Genomic DNA, 24,336 nt, shown 5'->3' with positions numbered 1-24,336 from the left:
CTGATCGACGGGACACGACCGAGGGGGGACAGCGTGGAAGTCTACGTCTCCGAGGTGACAACCGGCGGGCACTCCGGGATACGGTCGCGCGTTGGAAGAGCTGGGACGCCCGTCCCATTTGTCATGTACGTCGTCACGCACGCCAGGTACCAGGAGGCACCCAGAGATGTCGGAAACGCAGACCGGCGCAGCGCAGCGCGGGGAGCAGATCCTTGAGGTCTTCGACACCGCCTTCGGGGAGCTGCTGGCCGCCGACCCGGCTGCGTTCCGGGTCAAGTTCCGCAAGATGGCGGGCTCGGCCTTCGCCTTCTACCGGGGCACGGCGTGCCTGTTCTACGGCGACCTGGAGCAGGAGCGGCACGGCGGCCCGTATCTCGACGAGCGCACCGGCCGGGTGTGGATACACGGCGATCTGCACGCGGAGAACTTCGGCACGTACATGGATGCCAACGGCCGGCTGGTCTTCAATGTGAACGACTTCGACGAGGCGTACGTCGGCCCGTTCACCTGGGACCTCAAGCGCTTCGCCGCGTCGGTCGCCCTGATCGGTTACGCGAAGGCGCTGGGCGACGACCAGATCACCGAGCTCGTCCGGGTCTACGCGGCGGCCTACCGCGAGCGGATCCACGCGCTGGCGACGGGCGCGAAGAACGACGAGGTGCCCCCGTTCACCCTGGACACCGCCGATGGCCCACTGCTGGGGGCGCTGCGTGACGCGCGGTCGCGGACCCGGTTCTCGCTGCTGGACTCGATGACCGAGATCCGTGACTTCGAGCGCCGCTTCGCGGACGGCGCGGGCGCGATCGACCTGGACGCGGCGACGCGCTACAAGGTCCTCGCCGCGTTCGACGGCTACCTGGAGACGCTGCCGGAGTCGAGCCTGACCCGCCCCGACTCCTACCGGGTCAAGGACGTCGTCGGCAGGCGCGGGATCGGCATCGGATCGGCCGGCCTGCCCTCGTACAACATCCTCCTGGAGGGCAACAGCGACGCCCTGGAGAACGATGTGGTGATCTACCTCAAGCAGGCGCAGACCCCCGCGGTCTCCCGGCACATCGCGGACGCCGCCGTACGGGACTACTTCCAGCACGAGGGGCACCGCACGGTGATCTCGCAGCGCGCGCTCCAGGCGCACGCCGACCCGTGGCTGGGCTGGACCGAGCTGGACGGGTCCGGTCAGCTGGTAGCCGAGGTGTCGCCTTACGCGGTCGATCTGGACTGGTCCGACATCGACGAGCCCGACGAGATCGCGGCGGTCGTCGCCGACCTCGGCCGGGCGACGGCCACGATGCACTCCGCGGCGGACGACGAGAGCGGCCACTCGCTGGTGCCGTTCTCCACCGAGCGGGCGATCGACGCGGCCATCGCGGCGGACGAGGAGGGGTTCGAGGACCTGCTGGTGGACTTCGCCCACCGTTACGGTGCCAGGGCGCGCGCGGACCACCAGATCTTCGTGGACCTGTTCCGCAACGGCCGCATTCCGGGGCTGTAGCGGCCTCGCTCACAGGGGCGGGCCCCTTGAGGGCTCGCATACAGGTTCGCATGCGACACTCCTCGACGATGGACATATCCGGGACGCAGCTCAGAGTCGTACGCGCGGCGCTCTTCACGGCGCTCGTCGTGACGCTCTCCGCCGCGTCCCATGTGCTGCTCTCCCGGGTCCCGCTGCCGCTGACCCTCGTCGCCGTACTGGCCGGCGGGGTCTTCGCCGTCGCGTACGCGCTGGCCGGCCGGGAGCGCGGCTTCGGGGCCATCGCCGGGCTGCTGGTGCCGCTGGAACTGGCCGCGGACACCGTCTTCACCACCGGTCAGCACCTCTGTTACGGCGCTGCGGGCGGCCCGATCGCCGGTCCGCTGCGTTCGGTGGGCGTCGACGTGTTCTGCGGCGGCGGAGACCTGGGCGCCGGCGCCACCGAGTTCGGCAGCGTCGGCGCGCTGGGCACCCCGCTGGCCTCGGTGACGGGCGCCGGGCACGGTACCGCCGCACTGCTGGCCTCGCCGGGCCCCCTGGTGCCGTGGCTGCTGCTGGCCGCCCATGTCACGGTCGGGCTGCTCGCCGCGGCCTGGCTGCACCGGGGCGAGCTGGCGCTCACCGGTCTGCTGGGCGCCTTCGCGCTGCTGGCGTTCCGGCCGCTGCTGGTCGCGGTCGCGGTGGTGGGCACGGCCCGTCACCGCGTGCGCCGCGCGGCACGGCCCGTGGCCCGGGGCCCCCACGCGCACGCGACCGCCCGCCTCCTCGTGCACTCCGTGGGACGGAGGGGACCGCCGCGCTCGGCCCGCGCCACCGCCTGAGCACACGAGTCCCTGACCACGCACCACCACACCCCACGGAGAACCGACCATGAGCAACCGCAACAGCCAGGCCAACAAGTCCGCCGCCCGCGAGCGGCTGCGCGCCGAGCGCGACCGCCAGGCCAAGAAGGACAAGACCCGCCGCCAGGTCGTCGTCGGCGTCTCGATCGTCGCCGTCCTGGCGATCGCCGCAGGTGTCAGCTACGGCGTGATGCAGCTGAACAAGCCCGGCCACTGGGACGAGGCGAAGGACGCCACGAGCGTCACCGCCCCGAAGAACACCTCGGGCAAGGACGGCACGACCGTCGTCGTCGGCAAGTCGACGGCCAAGAAGACGCTGGAGCTGTACGAGGACTCCCGCTGCCCGATCTGCGCCACGTTCGAGCAGACGGTCGGCGAGACGGTCCACAAGGACGTCGACGCGGGCAAGTACAAGGTCAAGTACATCGGTGCCACGTTCATCGACAACAGCGACAACGGCGAGGGCTCGAAGAACGCCCTGAGCGCGCTGGGCGCCGCCCTCGACGTCAGCCCCGAGGCCTTCCTCGACTACAAGTACGCCCTCTACTCCGCGAAGTACCACCCGCAGGAGACCGAGGACAAGTTCAAGGACGACTCGTACCTGATCAAGGTCGCCGACACGGTGGACGCGCTGAAGGGCAACGCCGCGTTCCAGAAGAGCGTCAAGGACGGCACGTACGACGCCTGGGCGATGAAGATGTCCGGGGCCTTCGAGAAGAGCGGCGTGCAGGGCACCCCGACGCTCAAGATGGACGGCAAGACGCTGACCGGCTCGGACAAGAAGAACGCCCCGATGACGGCCGACGACTTCAACACCGCGATCACCGCGGCGCTGAAGGGCTGATCCGCTCCGCACCCCCGAAGGGCCCCGCGCGCCGCTTCCGTGCGCGCGGGGCCCTTCGCGTGCTCACAGCGTGGCGAGGAAGCCGATCGCGACCTTCCAGGCCAGCTCGGCCGAGGCCTGGTCAAAGTCCGGCAGTTCCGCGTCGGTGAACACGTGGCCCGCGCCGGGGTAGCGGTAGATCTCGACGTCCGCGCCGGTCTGCCGCATCTGGAGGTACCAGGAGTTCAGCCAGTCGTGCGTCTCGTACGGGTCCGGGTCCGCGACGTGCAGCTGGACGGGCAGCTCGTCCACCGAGGCGTTCGCGGCGATGTCAGAGGTGCCGTGGAAGAGCAGCAGCCCGCGCGCCTTCGCGTCCCCGAGCGCCAGCGTCTGGGCGACGGACGCGCCGAGCGAGAAGCCGGCGTAGACCAGTCCGGAGTCCGAGTAGGGTGCGGCGGCCAGCACGGCCCGCTTCAGCAGCTCCTCCTTGCCTGTCTCCTGCTGGAAGGCCAGTCCTTCCTCGATGGTTTCGAAGGTGTGGCCAGCGAAGATATCGGGCACGCGCACCTCGTGCCCGGCTGCACGCAGCCGCTCGGCGGCCGCGTGCACCGCGGGGCGCAGACCGTACGTCGAGTGGAAAAGCATGATGTTCATGAGGCCCATGGTGCCAGTTGCCGTCGAGAGCTTGGAGAGCGACAGGATGGAGAACCTACTGCGTCCGCTGATCGTCGTCGGCGGTTCGGTAGTGATCACGCTGGTGATCGGGTGGCTGGTCGATCTGCTGCTCAGACGGGCCGACGGGCGGCATCACGAGACCCCGTTGTGGGGTCTGCTGCGGCGCTGCGGGATACCGCTCCAGCTCACGCTGTGCACGGCGCTGCTGCGGGCCAGCTACACCCACACCAGGCTCGACCTGATCAAGGACCACCGCACGGGCATCGGGCAGGTGCTGACGCTGGTGATGATCGGCGCCTCGGCCTGGCTGGTGCTGCGGATCGCCATCGCGGTGGTGGACTCGGTGTACGCGCGCTACGCGGCGAACACCCGGGACCCGGCGCGGGTGCGGCGGGTACGGACGCAGGTGACGCTGATCCAGCGGGTGGTCACCGCCGTCGTGACGACGGTCGCCGTCGCCGCGATGCTGCTGACGTTCCCGGCCATGCGGGCGGTGGGCACCTCGATGCTGGCCTCGGCCGGTGTCCTCGGCATCGTCGCGGGTGTCGCCGCCCAGTCCACGCTCGGCAACCTCTTCGCGGGCCTGCAGATCGCCTTCGGCGACATGGTGCGGATCGGTGACACGGTGGTGGTGGACGACGAGTGGGGCACGATCGAGGAGATCACGCTGACCTTCCTCGCCGTACGGACCTGGGACGAGCGGCGGATCACGATGCCGGTCTCGTATTTCACGAGCCAGCCCTTCGAGAACTGGTCGCGCGGCGGGGCCCAGATGACCGGTTCGGTCTTCTTCCACCTGGACCACTCGGCGCCGGTCGCCGCGATGCGCGAACAGCTGCGGGACATCTTGGGCGACTGCGCCGCGTGGGACGGCCGCAACTGGTCGCTGGCCGTCACCGACACCACCCCGTCCACGGTCGTGGTGCGCGCGGTGGTCACGGCGAAGGACGCGGACGACATCTGGACCGTGCGCTGCGCGGTCCGGGAGCAGCTGATCGGCTGGCTGAGCGACCACCACCCGTACGCCCTTCCGCGCATCGCGACGGCGCCCGCGGCGCTGCCGCCCGAGGACGAGTGGCCGCTCGGGTCCCACCCGAACGGGAAGCCGGGGAGCCGGGACCGGGCGCCGCGCACCGGGCGCGGCTGACCGGCCCGGCCCGGCCCGACCCGGCCCGGGAACGGGCGGGTCAGCGCAGACTGCGTACGTCCAGCTGCCGCAGCACCCGGTCGACGATCTCGGGGTCGGCGCCGGCCTCGCTGCGCGCGGAGAGCACCGCGTGGCGGGCGGCCGACAGCATCTCGCGCTGGATGCGGCTGATCTCCTTGAATCGCTCGGCGCGCTTCGCGTACGCCTCGCGCCGCTCGTCGTCGACCATGTCGGGGCTGATCCGCGCGCCCACGTCGTAGGCCAGCCGGTGGAGGCGCTCCACGACGTCCTCGGGGAAGTCCTCGACCTCCTGGATCTCCTTGAGCCGCTGTTTGGCGGCCCTGGCGGCCCGGATAGCGAGGTCCTTCTCCAGTGCCTCCTCGGCGTCGGTGTCCGCCTTGACCCGCAGCTTGCGCACCAGCCACGGCAGGGTCAGGCCCTGGAAGACCAGGGTGACCATGATCACGGCGAAGGCGATGAAGACGATCTCGTCCCGGCCCGGGAAGGGCTTTCCGTCGTCCGTCTTCAGCGGGATCGCGAGGGCCAGCGCGACCGACGCCACCCCGCGCATCCCGGCCCACCACATGACGACGGTCTCCCGCCAGCCGGTGGGGATCTCCTCGCTGACGTCACGGCGGGTGTGCAGCCGCTTGGCCAGCCAGGTCGCGGGCAGCAGATAGAGCAGCCGGACGCCGACGACGACCGCGACGACGGCCAGGGCCCAGCCGGCCATCTCCAGTTCGCGCCCGTCGGCGGTCCCGAAGACGTTGTGCAGTTCGAGGCCGATCAGCCCGAAGGCGACCCCGGTGACGAGGGTGTCGACGATCTCCCAGAAGGTACGTCCGGTGAGCCGGCCCAGGACGTCGTCGGCGTCGGCGGTGTGCTCGGCGAGGAAGAGCGCGGTGGTGAGGACGGCGAGGACGCCCGAGCCCATCAGCTCCTCGGCGAGAACGTAGCTGACGAACGGCACCAGCAGGGTGAGCCCGACCTGGAGCGTGGCATCGCCGAGCAGGCCCATGAGCTTGATGGTGAGCCAGCCGAGCGCGACGCCCACCGCCACGGCGACGACGGCGGAGAGGATCAGCAGCCCGAACGCCTCCGGCAGCGAGAAGGTACCGCTCACCGCGGCCGCGATCGCCACGTGGTAGAGCACGATCGCGGTCACGTCGTTGAACAGCCCCTCGCCCTCCAGGATGGAGACGAGCCTGCGGGGCAGCCCGACCGAACCCGCTACGGCGGTCGCCGCGACCGGGTCGGGCGGTGCGACGAGCGCGCCGAGTGCGACGGCGGCGGCGATGGGCAGCCCGGGGACGATGGCGTTCGCCACCGCGGCCACGGCCGCCGTCGTCAGGAAGACCAGCGCCACGGCCAGCAGAAAGATCGGTCGTTTGTTGGCGGCGAACTGCCGCCAGGAGGTGCGCTGCACGGAGGCGTAGAGCAGCGGCGGAAGCAGCGCGGGCAGAATGATCTCAGGCGGGATGTCCACATTCGGCACGAAGCTGAGGAACGCCATCCCGACGCCCGCGAGCGTCATCAGCACCGGCGCGGGGAGCCCCAGCCGGTCCCCCAGCGGCACGGTGACCACCGCCCCCAGCAACAACAGGAGCAACAGGGCCATTTGGTCCACGAGGTGCCTTCCGGAGCGCGGCGAGCCGGCCTCGGTGATCGGCCGATTCGGGGTTCCAGCCTGCCATGCACGTCACGCAAACCCGGTAACACCCCCACCACACACCCCTCCTGACCGATCATTCCTCCGATGTTTCTACAGTCGGCCCTCTTCCGCTGCCCGCTCCGGGCGGGCGGTATGCGGCGTGCGTCATTCAGGGACGAGAACTCTCACCACATACATGACTGGCAGGAGAGGCCACGTGACCGCGTTCTCCCGAAGGCGTTTCGTCGGCGCCGCCGCTGCCGGCACCTCCGCGTTCTGGCTCGCCGGCTCCCCCACCGCGTGGGCGGCCCCCTCCCCCGCCCCGGCGGGCCGTCCGGACACCGACGTCCACGAGAGGACCGTCCGGGACGCCGCCATGACCTGGCGCACGCTCCCCACCGGCTGGCAGCAGGCCCCGTTCCTCGCCAACGGCCACCTCGGCGCCCAGCTGTACGCGGGCGGGTCCGCCAACACCCTGAAGCTGATGCTGAGCCACAGCCAGGTGCAGGACCAGCGCGGCCAGTGGCGCGGCGGCATCGGCTTCTCCCGCCTCCCCGTCGGGTACTTCACCCTGACCCTGGCCGGGGAGATCACCGGCGTCGGCTGGACCCTGGACCTGTACGACGCCGAGCTGCGCGGGACCGTCACCACCACCCGCGGCTCCCTGGCCTTCTCCGCCCTCGTCCAGAACGACACGAGCGCCCTGCTGGTCTCCACCCGGCCCACCCCGGGCGAGGAGTCCGCGGCCTGGTCGTTCCAGTGGCTGCCGGCCGCCACCACCCGCAGCAGCGGCAAGCCCGAGGACTACACGCCCAACCCGGACCCGCGGACCGGCGACGGCTTCGTCGAGCAGCCGCTGCTCGCGGGCGGCGGCTGGACCACCGCCTGGCGCGAGCGGCGCGAGGGCACCGGCCGGCTGCTCGCCGCCCACCTCGTGTACCGCTTCCCCGGCCGGGTGTCCCGGGCGACGGCGGACGCGCTGAGCGCCGTGGACCGCACCCTGGCCACGGCCCCGGACCGGCTGGTGGACCGTCACCGCGGCTGGTGGCACGCGTACTACCGGCGCAGCTTCCTCTCCGTACCGGACAAGCGGCTGCAGAGCTTCTACCTCATCCAGCTCTACAAGCTCGCCGCGTCGACCAGGGCCGGCGGGCCGACGATCTCCGAGTGGGGCCCCTGGTTCCCCGAGACCGGCAACAACTGGACCGCGGTCTGGTGGAATCTCAACGTCCAGATCGGCATGGCGCCCGTCCACGGTTCCAACCACCCCGAACTCGACTCGGTGACCAGCACCTTCCGCCGCTTCGAGCACAACCTCCCGACGTCGGTCCCGGCCGCGTACCGCGACGGCGAGAGCTACGCGCTGGGCCACCCCTCCGACTGGCAGCTGCGCGCGGGCGACACGTACGACGTCGGCGCCCCCGGCTCGGACCACGTATCCGACAACTTCGGCAACCTCATCTGGGCGCTGCACAACGTCTGGCAGTCCTACCGGCACTCGATGGACCTGTCCGTCCTGCGCGACGTGGTGCACCCGATCCTCGCGAAGGCCGTCACCTTCTACGCGCACTTCCTGCGCGAGGGCCCGGACGGCAGGCTGCACCTGCTGGAGACCCGCTCCCCCGAGTACGCCAACGCCGAGGACTGCACGTACGACCTGTCGCTCGTGCGCTGGGGCGTGCGCACCCTGATCGCGTCCTCGAAGCTGCTGCGCGACAACGATCCGCGGCTCGGGCGCTGGCAGGACATCGAGCGGCGCCTCACCCCGTACGCGGAGGACCCCGTGTCCGGCGTGCTGATCGGCAAGGGCGTCCCGCTGGCCGGCTCCCACCGCCACCACTCGCACCTGCTCTGGCTCTACCCCCCTGCGCGAGCGCGACTGGGACCGGGCCGGGGACCGGGACGTGATGCGGCGCTCCATGGACCACTGGGTCTCGATGCGGGAGCTGGCACGGCTACAGCTACGCGACCGCGTACGCGACGGCCGCGGCCGTCCGCTGCGCTGGCGGGAGACGGGACCGGGCCGGATCACGGTCGCCCTGCCGCGCGGCGCCACGGCGGTGATCACCCCGCGGGGCGCCCGGCCCGCCGGGCCGGGCCCGCGCGACGTGCCGTCGAACGGTGCGTAGACGAAGTGGGGCCTGCCGGGCTGACCCGGGGACGGCCGCCGGAGATCTCAGCCGTTCAGCGCGCGGCGCATCGCCCGGTGCGGGATGCCCGCGTCCGGGAACTCGGGCCCGTAGGCCTCGTAGCCGAGCCGTTCGTAGAAGCCGAGCGCGTGCGTCTGGGCGTGCAGGTCGACGGCGGCGAGACCGAGGTCGCGGCCCGCGTCCTCGATGGCCCGCACCAGCGCGGCGCCGACCCCGAGGCCGCGCGCCCCGCTGGTCACCGCGAGCCGGCCCAGCGAGCCGACCGTGAGGTCACCGCCGGTCTTCGCCACCGCGCCGGGGCCGTGCAGCAGCCGCCCGGTGCCGAGCGCCGTGCCGTCCGCCGCGACGGCGATGACATGCACCGCGTCCGCGTCGTAGGCGTCGTACTCGATCTCCTCCGGCACGTTCTGCTCACCGACGAAGACGTCCTTGCGGACCTGGAAGCAGGCGGCGCGGTCCTGCTCCCCGGCGGCGGTGCGGGTGGTGTACGAGGGGGGCGTACCGGTCATTCGCTCTCCGCCGCGATCCGGTCCAGGGCCTGCTGGAGGTCCTCCGGGTAGGTGCTGGAGAACTCGACCCAGCGGCCGTCCGAGGGGTGCTCGAAGCCGAGCCGGACAGCGTGCAGCCACTGCCGGGCCAGGCCCAGCCGCTTGGCCATCGTCGGGTCGGCGCCGTAGGTCAGGTCGCCGACGCAGGGGTGGCGGTGGGCGGACATGTGCACCCGGATCTGATGCGTACGGCCGGTCTCCAGCTTGATGTCCAGGAGGCTGGCGGCGCGGTACGCCTCGATCAGGTCGTAGTGCGTGACCGACGGCTTGCCCTCGGCGACGACCGCCCACTTGTAGTCGTGGGTGGGGTGGCGGCCGATGGGGGCGTCGATGGTGCCGCTCATCGGGTCCGGGTGGCCCTGGACCAGCGCGTGGTACTTCTTGTCGACGACCCGGTCCCGGAACTGGGCCTTCAGCAGCGTGTACGCGCGCTCGGACTTGGCGACGACCATCAGCCCCGAGGTGCCGACGTCGAGCCGGTGCACGATGCCCTGGCGCTCCGCGGCGCCCGAGGTGGAGATCCGGTACCCGGCGGCGGCGAGGCCGCCGATGACGGTGGTGCCGGTCCAGCCGGGGCTCGGGTGCGCGGCGACGCCGACCGGCTTCATGATCACGACGATGTCGTCGTCGTCGTGGACGATCTCCATGCCCTCGACGGGCTCGGCGACGATCTGCACCGGTGCGGGAGCCTGCGGCATCTCCACTTCCAGCCAGGCGCCGCCGTGCACGCGTTCCGACTTACCGGCCACCGAACCGTCCACCTGTACCTTCCCGGCGGCGGCCAGCTCTGCGGCCTTGGTGCGGGAGAAACCGAACATCCGGGAAATGGCGGCGTCGACACGCTCGCCTTCCAGGCCATCGGGTACGGGCAGGGTTCGGATCTCGGGATGCGTACTCACCTGTTGAGTATGCCTTGCGCGTCCTAATCCTTGTGCACGGTGCCGTCGGGGTCCAGGCCCTTGAAGGAGAGGATCACGATCAGGATGCCGCCGCAGACGATCGAGGAGTCGGCCAGGTTGAAGACGGCGAAGTGGGCGGGGGCGATGAAGTCCACCACCGCGCCCTCCAGGACGCCCGGCGCGCGGAAGATCCGGTCGGTGAGGTTGCCCAGCGCACCGCCGAGCAGCAGCCCGAGCGCGACGGCCCACGGCAGACTGTAGAGCTTGCGCGAGAGCCGTGCGATCACCACGATGACGGTCGCCGCGATGATCGTGAAGATGATCGTGAAGGCCTCACCGATACCGAACGCGGCTCCCGCGTTGCGGATGGCGTCGAGCCTGAGCCAGCTGCCGAAGATCTCGATCGGCTCTTGGTGCTCCAGCTTCGCGACCACGAGCATCTTGCTGCCCAGGTCGAGCAGGTAGGCGAGGACGGCGACACAGAAGAGCAGAATGATCCGGCGCCGGCGCGTGGCCGGCGAACGGTCGACCGCCGCTTCCCCGTCCTCGGCCGCGGTGGTGTCCGCCGCCTGCCCGTCCGGGGCGCCGGCCCCGTCGTTCTGCTCCGGCTCGGCTCCTTCGTGTCCCTCAGCCTCAGGGATGTCCGGCGTACCGATGATGCTCTCCGCCTCTGCCACGTGAGTCCCTCAACCTAGTTCCCGACTGAGGACGAGGGTACGACACACCGGCGGGGATCAGCCGCGTCGCTCCTGCTTCTGTTTGTCCTCGACACAGAGGGTGGCCCGGGGGAACGCCTGCATCCGCGCCTTGCCGATCGGGTTGCCGCAGATCTCGCAGAGCCCGTACGTCCCGGCGTCGAGGCGGGCGAGGGCGCGCTCGGTCTGCTCCAGCATCTCCTGGGCGTTGGCGGCGAGCGACATCTCGTGCTCGCGGGTGATGTTCTTGGTGCCGGTGTCCGCCTCGTCGTCACCCGCCCCGTCGCCGGAGTCCCGCATCAGCCCGGCCAGCGCCGCGCCCGAGGTCTCCAGCTCGTTGCGCAGCCGGGTGATCTCGCCGGTCAGCTCGGACCGGGCGGCCACGACCTCCTCCGCCGTCCAGGGGTCCTCGCCCGGCCGTACGGCCAGCTCCCCCGGCGTGGTCGCGGCGGCGCGGGCCGGGGGCACGGGTGCCGTGCTCCGGCCGGCTGTCCGGGTCCTGGCCGCGCTCTTCTTGGCTACCACCGTGTGGGCTCCCGTCTGCTCGGCGGCCGCGGCCGCCCCCGTGGCCGCCGCGGCGGCCTCCTTCGAAGCCTTCTTGGCCGTGGACTTCGCTGCCGCGCTCTTCTTCGGCGCGGCCTTCTTCGCCACCGCCTTCTTCGCCACCGCCTTCTTGGCCGCCGCCTTCTTGGTCGCCGTTTTCCTGGGCGCCGCCTTCTCGGCAGCCTTCTCCGTCGCCGTCTCCTCGGCGGCCGCGCCCGTGGATTGCGCCGACGCCGTCTTCTTTACGGCGGTCTTCTTCGCCACCATGGCCGCGGCCCCTTCACGCATTGTGATCTTGCTCGCGAGTCGTGCTGGGACGATAAGTCGACCCCAGCCCCGCGGCAACGGGGCACGCCGCCGAATCGCCCCTCCCCGTGTCCGGATCACAGCGCGCCTGAATCCGTTGTGCCCAGCTCCCCGCCCGGTAATCCGCCTTCCGCTCCCCCGCCGGGCCCCACCAGGACCCCGTACGCCGGGTCTGGCCATTCGGGTCATGCCGGAGCCCGTCGTTAAACCGGTCGGCCGTCACACCCCTGGGCCCGTACACTGACGGCAGCGAGAGGCGTGGATGGGACGAGTAGCGTCGTACGCAGCCAGGAGCGACCCGGGGACGGTGGGAGCCCGGGGGCGAGCGCGTCGTGAAGATCACCCGGAGCCGTCGGAGGAAAGCTTTGGACCGTGGGCCCCGCCCCCGGACGCAAGGCGAGTAGAACCGGCTTCGCACCCCAATGAGGGGGCCGTGGGCGCACGCCCGGGGCCAAGGAGGGTGGTACCGCGGGAGCCCGACCGGTTCTCGTCCCTCCGACGGAAGTGGAATACGTCCGCCGGAGGAAGCCGCACATGACATCGCCGCAGTACCGCCAGGTACCCGCCCAGGTCGACCTGCCCGCTCTGGAGCACGCAGTGCTCGACTTCTGGCACGAGAGCAAGGTCTTCGCCAAGAGCCTGGAGCAGTCCGAGGGCCGCCCCGAGTGGGTCTTCTACGAGGGCCCGCCGACCGCCAACGGAATGCCGGGCGCCCACCACATCGAGGCCCGCGTCTTCAAGGACGTCTTCCCGCGCTTCCGCACCATGCAGGGGTACCACGTCGGCCGCAAGGCCGGCTGGGACTGCCACGGCCTGCCGGTCGAGCTCGCGGTCGAGAAGGAGCTGGGCTTCAACGGCAAGAAGGACATCGAGGCGTACGGCATCGCCGAGTTCAACGCCAAGTGCCGGGAGTCGGTGACCCGGCACACCGACGCCTTCACCGAGCTCACGACCCGGATGGGCTACTGGGTCGACCTCGACGACGCCTACCGCACGATGGACCCCGAGTACGTCGAGTCGGTGTGGTGGTCGCTGAAGGAGATCTTCAACAAGGACCTGCTGGTCCAGGACCACCGCGTCGCCCCCTGGTGCCCGCGCTGCGGTACCGGCCTCTCGGACCACGAGCTGGCCCAGGGGTACGAGACGGTCGTCGACCCGTCGGTCTTCGTGCGCTTCCCGCTCACCTCCGGCCCGCTGGCCGGCGAGGCCGCCCTCCTGGTCTGGACGACGACCCCCTGGACCCTCGTCTCCAACACCGCCGTCGCCGTGCACCCCGAGGTGGACTACGTGGTCGCGACGAACGGCGAGGAGAAGCTCGTCGTCGCCCGGCCGCTCGTCGAGAAGGCGCTGGGCGAGGGCTGGGAGCTCACGGGCCGGTCCTTCACCGGCCGCGAGATGGAGCGCTGGACGTACGAGCGCCCGTTCGCCCTGGTGGACTTCCCCGCGCCCGCCCACTACGTCGTCAACGCCGAGTACGTGACGACAGAGGACGGTACGGGTCTGGTCCACCAGTCCCCCGCCTTCGGCGCCGACGACCTCCTGGTCTGCAAGGCGTACGGGCTGCCGGTGGTGAACCCGGTCCGCCCCGACGGCACCTTCGAGGAGGACCTGCCGCTGGTCGGCGGCGTCTTCTTCAAGAAGGCCGACGAGGCGCTCACCGCGGACCTCGCGGACCGCGGCCTGCTCTTCCGGCACGTCCCGTACGAGCACAGCTACCCGCACTGCTGGCGCTGCCACACCGCGCTGCTCTACTACGCGCAGCCGTCCTGGTACATCCGTACGACCGCCGTCAAGGACCGGCTCCTGGAGGAGAACCAGAAGACCAACTGGTTCCCCGAGTCGGTCAAGAACGGCCGGTACGGCGACTGGCTGAACAACAACATCGACTGGGCGCTGTCCCGCAACCGCTACTGGGGCACCCCGCTGCCGATCTGGCGCTGCGAGGACGACCACCTCACCTGCGTCGGCTCGCGCGCCGAGCTGAGCGAGCTGACCGGCAGCGACCTCTCCGCCCTCGACCCGCACCGGCCGTTCATCGACGAGATCACGTTCACGTGCTCGCACGAGAGCTGCCAGCTGGAGGCGTACCGCGTCCCCGAGGTCATCGACGCCTGGTACGACTCGGGCTCGATGCCGTTCGCGCAGTGGGGCTACCCGCACAAGAACAAGGAGATCTTCGAGAGCCGTTACCCGGCGCAGTTCATCTCGGAGGCCATCGACCAGACGCGCGGGTGGTTCTACACCCTGATGGCGATCGGCACCCTGGTCTTCGACAAGTCCAGTTACGAGAACGTGGTCTGCCTGGGCCACATCCTCGCCGAGGACGGCCGCAAGATGTCCAAGCACCTGGGCAACACCCTCGAACCGGTCCCGCTGATGGACCAGCACGGCGCCGACGCCGTGCGCTGGTTCATGGCGGCCGGCGGCTCCCCGTGGGCGGCCCGGCGCGTCGGCCACGGCACGATCCAGGAGGTCGTCCGCAAGACGCTCCTCACGTACTGGAACACGGTCGCCTTCCAGGCGCTGTACGCCCGTACGTCGAACTGGGCGCCGTCCGCGGCAGACCCGGCCCCGGCCGACCGCACGGTCCTGGACCGCTGGCTGCTGAGCGAGCTGAACGCCCTGACCGACCAGGTCACCCAGGCGCTGGAAAGCTACGACACCCAGCGCGCCGGCAAGCTGCTCTCGGGGTTCGTCGACGACCTGTCCAACTGGTACGTCCGCCGCTCCCGCCGCCGCTTCTGGCAGGGCGACAAGGCGGCGCTGCGCACCCTGCACGAGGTCATCGAGACGGTCACCCGGCTGATGGCCCCGCTGACGCCGTTCATCACCGAGCGGGTCTGGCAGGACCTGATCGTGCCGGTCTCCCCGGACGCCCCGGAGTCGGTCCACCTCTCCGACTGGCCGAAGGCGGACCTGGCCGCGATCGATCCCGCGCTCTCGACGCAGATGGCGCTGGTGCGCCGGCTGGTCGAGCTGGGCCGGGCCACCCGCGCCGAGTCGGGCGTCAAGACCCGTCAGCCGCTGTCCAGGGCCCTGGTCGCGGCCTCGGGCTTCGAGAGCCTCTCCCCCGCACTGCACGCCCAGATCACCGAGGAGCTGAACGTCTCCTCGGTGGCGTCCCTCTCCGAGGTCGGCGGTTCGCTGGTCGACACGACGGCGAAGGCCAACTTCCGGGCGCTGGGCAAGCGGTTCGGCAAGGGCGTCCAGGCGGTGGCCAAGGCCGTCGCGAACGCCGACGCCGCCGCGCTGTCGCTGGCCCTGCGCGAGGGCACGGCCTCGGTCGAGGTCGACGGCGAGACGGTGTCGCTGGCACCGGACGAGGTCATCATCACGGAGACCCCGCGCGAGGGCTGGTCGGTCGCGTCCGACTCGGGCGCCACGGTCGCCCTGGACCTGGAGATCACCCCGGAGCTGCGGCGTGCGGGCCTGGCCCGTGACGCGATCCGCCTCATCCAGGAGGCCCGCAAGAACAGCGGCCTGGACGTGGCGGACCGCATCGCCGTCCGCTGGACGTCCACGTCGCCCGCGACGGCCGAGGCCCTGACCGAGCACGCGTCCCTGATCGCGGACGAGGTCCTGGCCCTGGACTACGCCCAGGGCGAGGCGGACACGGCGTACGGCGAGCCCTTCGAGGACGAGGCCCTGTCCCTGACGTTCCGCCTCCGCAAGACGGAGCGGTAACCCACAGCACCTGAGGGGCCCGACCGGACACCATCCGGCCGGGCCCTTCGGCGTTCCCCCGACGCCGAGCCACATCCAGCCTCGCCGGCGGCTGCTGAGCAACCTCAAGCCCCTCCGGCGATTGAGGAGCGGGGGTCCGGGGGCGGAGCCCCCGGGGGCCGCCGCCCACGGCAAAGGGCCGGGCCCCGGGGAAAACCCCGGGGCCCGGCCCTCAGCCTGCCGACGGCTACGCGCTCATCGCGCGACAGCCGCTCAGTTGTCGTCCTCGTCGATCAGGAACCCGCGCATCGGCGAAGGCGCCTGCTGCATCGGCTGGGGCGCCTGCGGCCGCACCGGTGCCATCGGCTGAGTCATCGCCGGGGACATCTGCTGCTGGCCACCGTACGAGGGCGCGCCGCCCATGGACGGGTTGCCGCCCATCTGCGGGTTGCCGTGACCGCCGTGGTTGCCGCCCATGTGACCCATGGCACCCGCACCGGCCGGAGCCAGCGAGGGCGACGGCGGCAGCGAAGCGGTCGCCGGGGTGCGCGGCGGAGCGAGCGAGTCGTCCGCCTGGGTCTCCAGCTGACGCAGCTGGCTCTCCAGGTAGGACTTCAGACGCGTCCGGTACTCGCGCTCGAAGCCGCGCAGGTCCTCGACCTTGCGCTCCAGCGTCGCGCGGGCCGACTCCAGGGAGCCCATCGCCACGCGGTGCTTCTCCTGCGCGTCCCGCTCCAGGGCGTCCGCCTTGGCACGCGCGTCGCGCTCCAGGCCCTCGGCACGGCTGCGCGCCTCGCCGACGATCTTGTTGGCCTCGGAACGGGCCTCCGCGATCGCCTGGTCGGCGGTCTGCTGCGCCAGGGAGAGGACACGGGCGGCGCTGTCGCCGCCGGGGCCCTGCTGCTGCTGCATCTGCGGCGGCTGCTGCTGCTGCATCTGCTGCATCTGCTGCTGCTGGGGGTTGTGACCGCCCATGGGGCCGCCCATCGGGCCACCCATGGGACCGCCCTGCATCGGGCCGGGGCCGTGCGGGCCCTGCGGACCGGGGCCGTGCGGGCCCTGGGGCCCGTGACCGCTGGGACCGGCGGGCAGCTGCGGCGCGCCACCAGGCAGCTGGGGCGGACCCATCTGCGGGGGCTGCTGCTGCTGGACCGGCGGACCAGATATGGCGGCCGGCACCGGTGCGCCGGGCCGGTCCTGCTGCTCCGGCTTGCGCATACCTTGCTGCTGCTGGTTCTGCGCGGCGGCACGCGTGGCGGCGGCCAGCTTGGCGCGCAGGTCCTCGTTCTCACGGAGCAGGCGGGTCAGCTCCGATTCGACCTCGTCGAGGAAGGCGTCAACCTCGTCCTCGTCATAGCCTTCTCGGAGGCGGACCGTCGTGAACTGCTTGTTCCGCACGTCCTCGGGGGTCAGCGGCATCTCTTCTTCACCTCTACGTAGTCGTCGGCAGTCGGCAAGACCGTATCGCTCACACCTTGATCACGACGCTGATCAGGATGGAAACGATGATCATCAGAACGAAGAAGGACAGGTCGAGTGCCACGCCCCCGAGACGCAGCGGCGGAATGAACCGCCGCAGGAGCTTGAGCGGTGGATCGGTGACCGTGTAAGTGGCCTCAAGAACGACCACCATCGGCTTGCCCGGCTGCCATGAACGTGCGAACTGGAAGACGTAGTCCATGACAAGCCGGAAGATCAGCACGATGAGGAAACACATCAACGCGATGTAGACAACACTTTGAGCGACGCCCATCCTCGCGCTTCCCTCTCCCCTGGCTCTCGTAGCTCCGGCCTCGCGGCCGGGTTGTTCCCGGTGTCGTGTTCTCAGCTCTGGTTGAAGAATCCGCCCTCTGCGATGCGGGCCTTGTCCTCCGCCGTGACATCGACGTTAGCAGGCGACAACAGAAAGACCTTCTGCGTCACTCGCTCAATGCTGCCATGGAGACCGAAGACAAGTCCCGCGGCAAAGTCGACAAGTCGCTTCGCGTCCGTGTCGTCCATCTCCGTGAGATTCATGATCACCGGAGTGCCCTCACGGAAGTGTTCCCCGATGGTACGGGCCTCGTTGTAGGTCCTGGGGTGCAGCGTGGTGATGCGGTAGGGCTCCCGCTCGGACACAACCTTGGGCATGATCACCGGTGCGTTCTTCTCCAAGTTCGAGCGTTCAGGTGTGATGGATGCCACGGGGGCGATTCGGGCGGGTCGCTCTCGTTCGGCCGGGATCTGAACCGGCTCCCGCTGCGCCGGAGGCTGCACCGCTCGTACCGGTTCGTCCCGTTCCACCTGATGGGCTGGCTGGTGCCGGCGCCGGTCCCGCTCGGGTTCCGGCTCGGGTTCGAATTCGTCGTCGGGGTCGAACCCCGGACCGTCGTACCCATCGTCCTCCACGAGGCCGAGGTAGACCGCCATCTTGCGCATCGCGCCGGCCATGCTCTGAGTCCTCCGCTCTGTGGTGGATCGGCATCTGTCACCAAGTGCCCGCGATCCACTGTGGTCTACCCGCCGTGGGCGGTAATGACCATATTTTCTGCTGTGGTCCGACTTGCTTGGCGACGTTACCCGAGCCCGGGTCGGACTCCGAGTACCGCAGTACCGACGCGCACATGTGTCGCTCCGGCCGCAACCGCGTCCTCGAGGTCCGCACTCATCCCTGCGGAGACCATGTTCGCAGCCGGATGGTTCCCGCGCAGCCGGGATGAGATTTCCATCAGCCGGTCGAACGCCGCCCGTTGCCTGCCGGCGAACGGACCGGCGAGCGGCGCGACAGTCATCAGACCGGTCAGCCGCAGCCCCGGGGCGGATTCGACCGCGGCGGCCAACTCCTCGATCCCGTCGGGCGCGACACCACCCCGCTCTCCCCGTTCACCACTTTCCGCGTCGAGCGCAACCTGGATGAGACAACCGAGTTCACGCCCCTCACGCACAGCCGCCGCGGAGAGTGCCGTCACCAGTTTGACGCGATCCACCGACTGCACGACATCGGCATAACTCACCACAGAACGAACCTTATTCGTCTGCAATTGACCGACAAAATGCCATGTGAGAGACAGATCAGCACATGCGGCGGCCTTGGGGGCCGCGTCCTGGTCGCGATTCTCCGCGACATGGCGCACGCCGAGTTCGTGCAGAATCCGCACATCGCTCGCGGGGTAGGTCTTGGTGACCACGATGAGGGTCACTTCTTCCCGCTTGCGGCCGGCGGCGGCGCAGGCGGAAGCAATGCGTTCCTCCACCTGTGCGAGATTTGCTGTGAGTTGTGTCCTACGGTCCGTCATGCCCTATCAGTCCAACCAGACATATCCGGCGAGCCGCCCTGTGGTGCGGTCGCGTCGGTACGAGAAATGGTCGCCCGACTCGAGAGTGCAGAAGGGCGACATGTGCCGGTCGGTGACCCCGAGGGCATCGAGCTGGGCATGGACTCCGGCCGTGACATCCACGGCCGGGGTCCCCCAGCTGGTCTCGGACCAGGAGGCGGGGACGCTCGCGGCGACCTCGTCCCGCATGGCGGCCGGGACCTCGTAACACCGTCCGCAGACGGCCGGCCCGGTGCGGGCGATGATCCGCGCCGGGTCCGCGCCGAGCCGGACCATGGCCCCGACGGCGGCGGGCACGACTCCGGCGACCAGACCGGGACGCCCCGCGTGTGCCGCCGCGACGATCCCGGCGACCGGGTCGGCGAGGAGTACGGGGGTGCAGTCGGCGGTGAGGACGGCGAGCGGGAGTCCGCGCCGCGCGGTCACCACCGCGTCCACGGCGGGAATCCCGGGGGCGTCGCCCCACGGTCCGTCGACCACGGCGACGTCCTTGCCGTGGACCTGGTTCATCCAGACGACCCGCGCCGGGTCGAGACCGCGGCTGCGGGCGGCGCGCTCGCGGTTGGCGAGAACGGCGGCGGGGTCGTCACCGACCGCGCCGCCGAGGTTGAGCTCCGCATACGGGGCGGCGCTCACTCCTCCCCACCTGTCGGTGAAGGAGAAGTGGGCGCCGCCCCCTGAAGAAACTGAGTCCTTCGCGTTCACTGCGTGTTGCGGATCTATCACTTCAAGAAATCCGGAACATCCAGCTCTTCCGCCTGGGAGTCCTGGTAGGGACGGGCCGGCGGGACGTGCGGCGGAGCGACCGGCGGGAGGTGGCTCTCATTGGCCACCGGCACCGGCTCGTTCTGGACCGGGGACTCCTCGCGCGGGGGCACGGAGCCCAGTCCGCTCGTCTGGCGCACGGGCTCGGCGGCCCGGACCGGCGGAGCCGACTCCTCACGCTTGGCGGAGTTCGCGCCCAGGACGTTCTCGCGACGGGTCGGCGGCTGTCCGCCGTCGAAGCCCGCGGCGATCACGGTGACCCGCACCTCGTCGCCCAGTGCGTCATCGATGACCGCACCGAAGATGATGTTCGCCTCGGGGTGCGCCGCCTCGCTCACCAGTTGGGCGGCCTCGTTGATCTCGAAGAGACCGAGGTCGCTGCCGCCGGAGATGGAGAGCAGGACACCGCGGGCGCCGTCGATGGACGCCTCCAGGAGCGGCGAGGAGATCGCCATCTCGGCCGCTGCCACCGCACGGTCGTCGCCGCGCGCCGAGCCGATGCCCATGAGCGCCGATCCGGCCTCGGACATGACCGACTTGACGTCGGCGAAGTCGAGGTTGATCAGCCCCGGGGTGGTGATGAGGTCGGTGATGCCCTGGACGCCCGAGAGCAGTACCTGGTCGGCCGACTTGAACGCGTCGAGCACGCTGACCTGGCGGTCCGAGATGGACAGCAGTCGGTCGTTGGGAATGACGATGAGGGTGTCGACCTCTTCGCGGAGTTCGGCGATGCCGTCCTCCGCCTGGTTCGCGCGGCGCCTGCCCTCGAAGGTGAACGGGCGGGTGACCACGCCGATCGTCAGGGCGCCGAGCGAGCGCGCGATGTTGGCGACGACGGGTGCGCCACCGGTGCCGGTGCCACCGCCTTCGCCTGCGGTGACGAAGACCATGTCGGCCCCCTTGAGGACCTCCTCGATCTCTTCACGGTGGTCCTCTGCCGCCTTGCGACCGACGGCCGGGTTCGCCCCGGCGCCGAGGCCACGGGTGAGTTCACGGCCGACGTCGAGCTTGACGTCGGCGTCGCTCATCAACAGGGCTTGCGCATCAGTGTTGATCGCGATGAACTCGACGCCCTTGAGACCGACCTCGATCATTCGGTTGATGGCATTGACACCACCGCCGCCGACACCGATGACCTTGATGACTGCGAGGTAGTTCTGCGGTGCTGCCACGTCGAAGGCCTCTCGCCTCGAGTTACGTGTCGTCGCTGGCGGTAGTCCCGCCGCGACGACGGATGCCGATTGGGACGGTCCGAACGCCGACCCGAACCCTAACGTTGAAGTTTAGGGTTACCAGTGTGTCTGCTTCATGGACTCTTCCGAACAGGACACTAAGTCGACAAGTGGCGCACGTTCAACGAACACGCCGAACCTCCCGTTTTTCTTTTCACCCTATGTGATCACCCGTAGCGCTGACCAACCAGGGTGCTGGCCAGGCCGAATGTGCGTCAACTGCCCGACACCGCAGGAGCGGTGGGTGCACTCACGTCGAAGTGTCCTGCTTTGGGAGCGGCTTTCATGAGCGCGATGAGCACTTTCGCCTTCACCGCACCTTCTTCACCACTCCCCCAGATCACCTCACGGTCCCGAGTGAGTTCCAGGGAGACCGAATCGTACGAGGTGACCCGCACGACCTCGGTGTCCCTGGCGACGCCGTCCGGGAGGCCGCCCGCGACCCGGACCGCTTCCCGCACCAGCCGGTCGCTGCCGAAGCGGTGCAGACTCGCTGACCGACCAGGGGTCAATTCCAGCAGAGGTACCCGCCGGGGCGCCTTGTCCACCGTGGCGAAGCGCACACCTTTGGCGTCCACTTCAATGAACTTTGCGCCCTTTTTCACCAACAGAACCGGCTTTCGTTCGGTCACCTTAAGTCCGATGCCGTGCGGCCATGACCGTACGACATCCACCGAGTCGATACGAGGCAACTTCTGGCGCAACCGGTTCGCGATGGAGTCCGTGTCCACGGAAATCAGCGGAGCGCCCATCGGCACCGCCGCGGCGGCCTCCACCTCGGCCGGTGACAGCACGTCGACACCGGTGATCCGGACCTGTTCGGTCCGGAGCCAGGACGAGCCGTAGAGCGCCCAGGCGGCGCCGGAGCCGAGCACCAGCACGGCAGCGGCGATCACGATCAGCAGCCTCCGCCGGGACATGCGGCGCCCCTGGGCGTCCGGGCGCGGCGGCCGGTCCGGGGTGTCCTCCTGCTGCCCTGCACCGCGCTGGGCGGTCGTCGGTCCGGCCACGCTCGCTCCTTATGCCGGGTCCGGGGGCGCCGCCCCCGGACCCGTCCGCCTCACGCGCCTCGGCGTGCGGCAATCGCCTCGTACACCATGCCGACCAGCAGGTCGTCGGCGTCCCGGCGGCCGAACTCGGCGGCAGCACGGGACATTTCATACAGTCGGTGCGGATCCGCCAGCACCGGAAGGACGTTGCCCTGGACCCACTCGGGAGTGAGTGCCGCGTCGTCCACCAGCAGTCCGCCGCCGGCGTTGACCACCGGCTGGGCGTTGAGCCGCTGTTCGCCGTTGCCGATCGGCAGCGGGACGTAGGCGGCGGGAAGCCCGACGGCGGTGAGTTCGGCGACGGTCATCGCGCCCGCGCGGCAGAGCATCATGTCGGCCGCGGCGTACGCGAGGTCCATCCGGTCCACATACGGTACCGGGATATAGGGCGGCATACCGGGCATGTTGTCCACGCGCGGCATTTCGTTCTTCGGGCCGACCACGTGCAGGATCTGGATTCCGGAGCGCTGCATCAGCGGGGCGACCCGCTGGACCACCTCGTTGAGGTGCCGGGCGCCCTGCGAGCCGCCGGAGACCAGCAGCGTCGGCAGGTTGGGGTCGAGCCCGAAGGCGGCACGCGCCTCCGGGCGGACCCGGGCCCGGTCCAGGGTGGCGATGGTGCGGCGCAGCGGGATGCCGATGTAGCGGGCACCGCGCAGCTTGCTGTCGGGGGTGGAGACGGCGACCCCGTGCGCGTACCGCGAACCGATCTTGTTGGCCAGGCCCGGCCGGGCGTTGGCCTCGTGCACCACGATCGGCACTCCGGCGCGTTTGGCGGCGAGGTAGCCGGGCAGCGCGACGTAGCCGCCGAACCCGACCACGCAGTCCGCCTTGGTGCGTTCCAGGATCTGCTCGGCGGCCTTGATGGTGCCGCGCAGCCGCCCCGGGACGGTGATGAGTTCGGGGGTGGGCTTGCGCGGCAGCGGCACGGCCGGGATCAGGGCGAGTTCGTACCCCCGCTCGGGTACCAGTCTTGTCTCAAGTCCGCGCTCCGTGCCGAGAGCGGTGATTCCCACGCTCGGGTCCTGCCTGCGCAGGGCGTCCGCGAGGGCAAGCGCGGGCTCGATGTGGCCGGCGGTCCCCCCACCGGCGAGTACGACATGCACCGAAATTCACCGCTCTCCGGACGGACGCTTCTTGATGCGCCGTCTCATCGTCTTCCATCTCACCCCGGGCCTCCGCATGGCCAGGGCCGCCTTCGCGGCGGGATCCGCTCGCGCGAACGCGATCAGCAGCCCGACAGCGAACATGGTCGGCAGCAGGGCCGACCCTCCGTAGGAGAACAGCGGGAGCGGGACACCGGCGATCGGAAGCAGACCGAGCACCGCACCGATGTTGATCACGGCCTGAGCCGTGATCCAGGTGGTCACACCTCCCGCGGCATACCTCACGAAGGGGTCCTCCGTGCGTCCGGCCACGCGGATACCCGCATAGCCTAGAGCCGCGAAGAGGGCGAGTACCGACAGCGTCCCCGCCAACCCCAGTTCCTCCCCCGTGATGGCGAAGATGAAGTCGGTGTGAGGTTCGGGGAGTTGACCCCATTTTTCCACACTCGCGCCGAGCCCGGATCCGAACCAGCCGCCGGACGCCAGAGCGTAGATACCGTGTACGGCCTGCCAGCACGAGCCGCCCGGTCCGGGTTCGCTGGCGCCCATGCAGTCGAGCCTGGCCATCCGGTTCGGACTGGTCTTGATCAGTACGAAGCCGATCAGGCCGGCGGTGGCGAGGACTCCGGCGAACAGCCGGGTCGGGGCCCCGGCCAGCCAGAGCAGTCCGAACAGGATCGCCGTGAGAATGATCGCAGTGCCCATGTCACCGCCGAGCATGATCAGCCCGAGCAGCATGAAGGCGACCGGGACGAGCGGCACGAGCATGTGCTTCCACTGGTTCAACAGCCGCTTGTCCTGTTTGCGGGCGAGCAGGTCGGCCCCCCACAGGACGAGGGCGAGCTTGCCGAACTCGCTGGGCTGGAGCTGGAAGGGGCCGCCCAGGTAGAGCCAGTTCCGGTTGCCGTTGACCGACATCCCTATCCCCGGCACCTGGACCAGAACCATCAGGAAGACGGCGCCCATCAGCAGCGGGTAGGACAGGGCGCGGTGCAGTTTCACCGGCATCCGGGCGGCGACCGCCATCAGCCCGGCCCCGATGACGGCGGCCAGGAACTGCTTGCGGAAGAAGTAGGTGCCCGGCTTGTCGAGTTCCAGCGCCTTGATCATCGAGGCGGAGTAGACCATGACGAGCCCGAGCACGGTGATGAGCAGCCCGGCACCCAGGATCAGGTAGTACGCGGTCAGCGGGCGGTCCCAGGCCCGGCGTGCCTGCTCGTAGAAGCGCCGCACACCGCCGCCGCGCGGGGTGCGGGGTCCGCCCGTGCTCCTGGAGCGGGCCGCGGGGGGCCGCCGGGAGCCGGGAGCCGACCGGACGCGCAGGGCGAGTCCGTCCGGCAGCGGGGCACCCCCGGCCGCGAGGAGGGGCGGATGGAGCGCCCGGCTGATCGCCGTGGTCGCCCGTGAGCGCTCCCTGCCGCGTGCGGCAGAGCTCTCTTCGGCCGGCATGGTCCTGT

The 24,336-nt window shown here is 70.3% G+C and carries 20 protein-coding genes and 1 pseudogene; 6 read left to right on the top strand and 15 right to left on the bottom strand.

All coding sequences use genetic code 11. The features are described from left to right. Window positions 1-166: 166 nt before the first annotated feature. The 3 genes from ACIQM0_RS07785 to ACIQM0_RS07775 all read left to right on the top strand — a co-directional run bounded on the left by ACIQM0_RS07785 (window position 167) and on the right by ACIQM0_RS07775 (window position 3,157). Window positions 167-1,492, top strand: a complete 1,326-nt coding sequence (locus ACIQM0_RS07785) for a DUF2252 domain-containing protein (protein WP_401284439.1) — start codon at window positions 167-169, stop codon at window positions 1,490-1,492. Between the two features lie 68 nt (window positions 1,493-1,560). Then, entirely contained in the window at window positions 1,561-2,292 is a 732-nt protein-coding gene (locus ACIQM0_RS07780; RefSeq protein WP_401285077.1) for a hypothetical protein, read from the top strand. 49 nt (window positions 2,293-2,341) lie between these two features. Further along, on the top strand, window positions 2,342-3,157 hold the full coding sequence (locus ACIQM0_RS07775) for a DsbA family protein (RefSeq protein ID WP_401284437.1): 816 nt from the start codon (window positions 2,342-2,344) through the stop codon (window positions 3,155-3,157). 63 nt (window positions 3,158-3,220) lie between these two features. Here the strand turns inward: ACIQM0_RS07775 and ACIQM0_RS07770 are convergent, their stop codons facing one another. Next, window positions 3,221-3,799, bottom strand: a complete 579-nt coding sequence (locus tag ACIQM0_RS07770; RefSeq protein ID WP_363021577.1) for a dienelactone hydrolase family protein — start codon at window positions 3,797-3,799, stop codon at window positions 3,221-3,223. Between the two features lie 37 nt (window positions 3,800-3,836). Here ACIQM0_RS07770 and ACIQM0_RS07765 point away from each other — a divergent pair, with 37 nt between their 5' ends. Further along, entirely contained in the window at window positions 3,837-4,958 is a 1,122-nt protein-coding gene (locus ACIQM0_RS07765) for a mechanosensitive ion channel family protein (RefSeq protein ID WP_401284435.1), read from the top strand. A 40-nt stretch (window positions 4,959-4,998) separates the two neighbouring features. Here ACIQM0_RS07765 and ACIQM0_RS07760 read toward each other — a convergent pair whose 3' ends face one another. Continuing rightward, entirely contained in the window at window positions 4,999-6,585 is a 1,587-nt protein-coding gene (locus ACIQM0_RS07760; RefSeq protein WP_401284433.1) for a Na+/H+ antiporter, read from the bottom strand. Between the two features lie 220 nt (window positions 6,586-6,805). Between ACIQM0_RS07760 and ACIQM0_RS07755 the strand changes: the two are divergent. After that, window positions 6,806-8,419: pseudogene (locus ACIQM0_RS07755) on the top strand (glycosyl hydrolase family 95 catalytic domain-containing protein); the annotation flags it as partial. Between the two features lie 366 nt (window positions 8,420-8,785). Here ACIQM0_RS07755 and ACIQM0_RS07750 read toward each other — a convergent pair. From ACIQM0_RS07750 to ACIQM0_RS07735, 4 genes are read right to left on the bottom strand one after another with little or no spacing between them, the layout of a single operon-like run. Then, window positions 8,786-9,268 (bottom strand): GNAT family N-acetyltransferase, encoded by a 483-nt coding sequence (locus ACIQM0_RS07750; protein WP_385034453.1) that lies wholly within the window; start codon window positions 9,266-9,268, stop codon window positions 8,786-8,788. After that, the gene (locus ACIQM0_RS07745) at window positions 9,265-10,206 is read right to left on the bottom strand and encodes an RluA family pseudouridine synthase (RefSeq protein ID WP_401284431.1); all 942 of its coding nucleotides are present in this window, start codon (window positions 10,204-10,206) and stop codon (window positions 9,265-9,267) included. The genes ACIQM0_RS07750 and ACIQM0_RS07745 overlap by 4 nt, the downstream gene beginning before the upstream one ends. 23 nt (window positions 10,207-10,229) lie before the next feature. After that, complete coding sequence (lspA, locus tag ACIQM0_RS07740; protein ID WP_401284429.1) at window positions 10,230-10,883, bottom strand: signal peptidase II; 654 nt, start codon at window positions 10,881-10,883, stop codon at window positions 10,230-10,232. Between the two features lie 57 nt (window positions 10,884-10,940). Beyond that, window positions 10,941-11,711, bottom strand: a complete 771-nt coding sequence (locus ACIQM0_RS07735) for a TraR/DksA family transcriptional regulator (RefSeq protein ID WP_401284427.1) — start codon at window positions 11,709-11,711, stop codon at window positions 10,941-10,943. Window positions 11,712-12,284: 573 nt separating this feature from the next. On the opposite strand from ACIQM0_RS07735, the gene ileS reads away from it, so the two are divergent. After that, window positions 12,285-15,434 (top strand): isoleucine--tRNA ligase, encoded by a 3,150-nt coding sequence (gene ileS, locus ACIQM0_RS07730; RefSeq protein WP_401284426.1) that lies wholly within the window; start codon window positions 12,285-12,287, stop codon window positions 15,432-15,434. Between the two features lie 252 nt (window positions 15,435-15,686). On the opposite strand, the gene ACIQM0_RS07725 is transcribed toward ileS, so the two are convergent. From ACIQM0_RS07725 to ftsW, 9 genes are all read right to left on the bottom strand, one after another. Next, window positions 15,687-16,832 carry a DivIVA domain-containing protein gene (locus tag ACIQM0_RS07725; RefSeq protein WP_401284424.1) on the bottom strand — a complete coding sequence of 382 codons (1,146 nt, stop codon included), beginning with the start codon at window positions 16,830-16,832 and terminating at the stop codon, window positions 15,687-15,689. A gap of 49 nt (window positions 16,833-16,881) precedes the next feature. Further along, window positions 16,882-17,166 carry a YggT family protein gene (locus tag ACIQM0_RS07720; protein ID WP_363021382.1) on the bottom strand — a complete coding sequence of 95 codons (285 nt, stop codon included), beginning with the start codon at window positions 17,164-17,166 and terminating at the stop codon, window positions 16,882-16,884. A 71-nt stretch (window positions 17,167-17,237) separates the two neighbouring features. Beyond that, window positions 17,238-17,843 (bottom strand): cell division protein SepF, encoded by a 606-nt coding sequence (locus tag ACIQM0_RS07715; RefSeq protein ID WP_145763010.1) that lies wholly within the window; start codon window positions 17,841-17,843, stop codon window positions 17,238-17,240. Window positions 17,844-17,968: 125 nt separating this feature from the next. Beyond that, window positions 17,969-18,688, bottom strand: coding sequence for a YggS family pyridoxal phosphate-dependent enzyme (locus tag ACIQM0_RS07710; protein WP_401284421.1), 720 nt, complete (start codon window positions 18,686-18,688; stop codon window positions 17,969-17,971). 6 nt (window positions 18,689-18,694) lie between these two features. After that, on the bottom strand, window positions 18,695-19,453 hold the full coding sequence (pgeF, locus tag ACIQM0_RS07705) for a peptidoglycan editing factor PgeF (protein WP_401284419.1): 759 nt from the start codon (window positions 19,451-19,453) through the stop codon (window positions 18,695-18,697). Then, entirely contained in the window at window positions 19,450-20,664 is a 1,215-nt protein-coding gene (gene ftsZ, locus ACIQM0_RS07700; protein WP_363021379.1) for a cell division protein FtsZ, read from the bottom strand. The genes pgeF and ftsZ overlap by 4 nt, the downstream gene beginning before the upstream one ends. Before the next feature lie 275 nt (window positions 20,665-20,939). Next, window positions 20,940-21,734, bottom strand: a complete 795-nt coding sequence (locus ACIQM0_RS07695; RefSeq protein WP_401284417.1) for a cell division protein FtsQ/DivIB — start codon at window positions 21,732-21,734, stop codon at window positions 20,940-20,942. Window positions 21,735-21,784: 50 nt separating this feature from the next. Continuing rightward, the gene (murG, locus tag ACIQM0_RS07690; RefSeq protein ID WP_123469986.1) at window positions 21,785-22,879 is read right to left on the bottom strand and encodes an undecaprenyldiphospho-muramoylpentapeptide beta-N-acetylglucosaminyltransferase; all 1,095 of its coding nucleotides are present in this window, start codon (window positions 22,877-22,879) and stop codon (window positions 21,785-21,787) included. A gap of 6 nt (window positions 22,880-22,885) precedes the next feature. Further along, window positions 22,886-24,328: a putative lipid II flippase FtsW gene (gene ftsW / locus ACIQM0_RS07685; RefSeq protein ID WP_401284414.1), complete on the bottom strand. Its 1,443-nt coding sequence runs from the start codon at window positions 24,326-24,328 to the stop codon at window positions 22,886-22,888. Window positions 24,329-24,336: the final 8 nt, after the last annotated feature.

This window comes from Streptomyces sp. NPDC091387, assembly GCF_044756945.1.
Taxonomy (GTDB): domain Bacteria; phylum Actinomycetota; class Actinomycetes; order Streptomycetales; family Streptomycetaceae; genus Streptomyces.
This window is presented reverse-complemented; position numbering and strand designations above follow the sequence as displayed.